The 3,477-nt window shown below is 38.3% G+C and carries 1 protein-coding gene; it reads right to left on the bottom strand.

Going from position 1 to position 3,477, the window contains the following annotated elements; translation table 11 throughout:
• On the bottom strand, window positions 1–3,436 hold a 3,436-nt coding region (locus PHO71_RS25765), incomplete at its 3' end, for a hypothetical protein (RefSeq protein WP_300209042.1).
• Window positions 3,437–3,477 lie beyond the last annotated feature (41 nt).

Raw genomic sequence — 3,477 nt, 5'->3', positions numbered from 1 at the left:
TAACAGATTCGCAATAAACAACATCACCAGTTCGATAGTATCCAGATACAGTCTCATACGCGGTATTAATTATTTTGGTGTTGTCCGAACATATCAAAATATAATTAATCGCAGATTGTATTGTTGCTGTGGCAGGTAGCGTAAGCTCATAATCAACAATACTTTGTCCGTTTGTGTCTCCCCATAAATATCCAATATTCGCTAATTTTTCAGCAGAAGACCATGCTAATGATGGGTCAGTATCACTATTTATAGAGGTTGTGTTAATCCACGCTAGCCCGTTCCATTTCCAAGTAACTTCTGTGCTTATTTGATACCATAAAAATCCTATGTTATCTATTTTTTCTTGTTCTGTCCAAGTGAGATTTGGCGCGCTTTCTGAATAAATTGGAACAGCCTTATAATATGTTGTTGATTCAACTCTTAGCGCGATTTCTTCTGTGTTTGTTTCAATTGCGGACGTGTTACTTGAAACAGTAGAATCTAAATGTGTGTCTATTGTAGACACCCACGTATATCCGTTCCACCTATGTAATGCATTGTTATTATCCGTTTCTATCCATAAATCACCAATCGATACTGCCGTTGGTGCGCTACTCTGCGCATAGGTTACAATTTTACCGTCAGCCGTGGATTGCGCATCCGCTGCATCTGACAGTGCTTGACTCAGCGCCGCAGTTGTTATATCGACCCAAGAAGAGCCATTCCAACGGTAGATCACAACGGGATCTGCGTTTGTATCATACCATACATCCCCCGTGGCGGTAGCCGTAGGCTGAGCATCTTGGTAAAAGATGGTTGTCTTTCCTGACACAGATGTCGTTAGTGTTGAGAGTGCTGTAGCGTTAGCCTGATAGGCCACCCAAGCAGACCCGCTGTAGCGATAGAGCTTATTATCATCATCAGTGTCAATCCAAAGGTCGCCAACCACATAGGCTCCCCCCGTTGGTGCGCTACTCTGCGCATAGGTTACAATTTTACCGTCAGCCGTGGATTGCGCATCCGCTGCATCTGACAGTGCTTGACTCAGCGCCGCAGTTGTTATATCGACCCAAGAAGAGCCATTCCAACGGTAGATCACAACGGGATCTGCGTTTGTATCATACCATACATCCCCCGTGGCGGTAGCCGTAGGCTGAGCATCTTGGTAAAAGATGGTTGTCTTATTTTCTGTTAAATAAATAATTGCTTGGTCGTTATGGGTGTCTTGCACACTTTCCCAAATAGATCCACTCCATCTATACATTTTATTATTTTGATCTGTTTGTATCCATAAATCTCCAACTTGCAAAGAGGTCTCATTTGGTGGTGTTAAATAACTTTGGAAGTAAGTATGAGCACCGGATTGCCCAGCTTGTAGAACAACACCATCGAATCCTATTGCACTTAGCCAAGTTGAGCCTCCATCAGTTGTAAACCCTATTCCGTAATTAATACCATCGTATTTACCAATTCGTATTTCTTTGTTTTCATCGGATGGATAATGTAGTACAATGGCATCGTTGTCCCAATAAAAATCGTTTGTACCGAAAATTCTAACAAGTTCTGTATACAACACACCAGTTACTATAGCATCAGCTATCAAACCGTAAGCGGTTGTCCCGTTTCCTAAATCCACCTTCCCAAGTGCGGTCTTTACTGTGTTCCACCCATCATCTGTAAAAGCAAGAGTGTTTTTTGTTAACCAAACTTGTTCAGGAGAATAAGAGCCATTTTCCAAACGCTGCTTTCCACGAAGCCCAACTTCGTCAATAATAACTTCTTGGTTTGTAGAATTAATCAATCTATTCTTAGAGGCGTCTAGTGAGTTAGAAACAAAATTCGACACATCTTCTTGGTAATGCGTAGCCCAGTCATTCCACGTTGGGGAATCTACGCCTATATTACTACCTTTTTTTAATGTTTCTTCTAGCAAATCTGCAAAACTATAAACTGAACTATCAAGCCTATATCTGTTGCCAAAGGTTAGTGTAAAATCAGTAGGGTTATAAAAGTTAAATTTTATGTTTAATAGAATTGGTGTTACACTTGTTGAATCGTCAATTTCGACATTCACAGTGCTTCCAAGTGTTAATAAATTTGTGACAGATAAGTATTCTTTTAAAAATACAAAGTTAATGCTGTTTATTGAAAATTCAAATCTTGGTTGTGAAATCTTAGCCAAAACACTTACGCCTTGGTCGTACAAACTTTGCGCCTGATTCTGTATTTCGACGTTTGTCATTACAGAAGTTTTTATAATATTTTCATTTTGATAAGAACTTTCAATTATATAATCTAAAAGTTCGTTATATTGTTCGGTTGTAAAGTTATTTTCAAAAGATAACTCGGCACTAATTCCAGTTAATTCGGCATATTTTGCATCTATATCGGCCTGTGTGTCTGTTATGTCTGATTCTACGGCAGATTTACTCGCTTGAATTATTGCTATATCTGCTGCCAAATCTGATAAATCAGTTTGTCCAGCTTCAATTCTAGTTTGCATTACGGTTTCTTTGGCCGTAATTTGTGCGTCTAAACTTGTAAGTTGCGCATCAAGTAAAAGCATCGTTTCGTTTAGTGTTTTGTACTCTGCCAAAGCAGATGCATATGCTGGTTGTAATGCATCAATCTTATCAGACCACAATTCAACTGCATCCGACAAATCTTCGCTCATTTGTCCAGAAGATATAATGTAAGAAAAATCGTATATGAAATCTGTCCCTAGCGGATTCACAGTTCGGATGTCTAATCCACCCCCGCCAGTTACAGCAAGCGCAGTGACAAACTCGTCTGACTTTTCGTTTATTTTAGAATCTTTTATTAGATTCTCATGCGACAGATGAATTGGCGTTGGATTAACAATGTCCGTCGTATCTTTAACATACAAAACCCTATTTTCGGTGTCAAAAACAAAAAAACATTCGCACGCTTTTGAAACGGTGCTAACCATAAAAGAGTATAGCGTATCGTTTGTCGTATTGAATGTTCTATATTTTGTCCAGAGTGATTGAGAAACAGACCCGAGCGTCCAGTTTGGGATATATTCCATAATAGTAGACATAATCGTGGTAACGCTTGGGCTTGTGTCGTAGAATTTATAAGTTCCTTCTAAAAAATTTATAGACCTATAATTAAAAGAATATTCTTCGGAATATGCTGGTATTGTTTTGATTCTATTTACACCATCATTATCTTCTGATATATCTTGAATTATAAAATATCCATAACCGTCAATATGTATTTTATTTTTTTGAACTAACTTGTCGTAGTGTGGAGTGATTACCCCATCTACCATATATGGTACTTTTATTGTAATTTCGGAATATGTATTAAATTTTAGGTCTAATGATAAGTCCGTAATCCTTCCCAAATCGCCTATTTTTTTTCTATTTGGATAACAAACCGACACGTTTGGTATTTCGTATTCACCAAACACATTAAAATTTTGTAACATTACGCACCTACCTTTCTAGCGGGGATATAACTCATAACAAA

It is taken from the genome of Bacteroides sp. (assembly GCF_028690125.1).
Lineage (GTDB): Bacteria > Bacteroidota > Bacteroidia > Bacteroidales > Bacteroidaceae > Bacteroides.
Note: the sequence above shows the minus strand (reverse complement) of the source record. Positions and strands in the feature narration are given on the sequence as shown.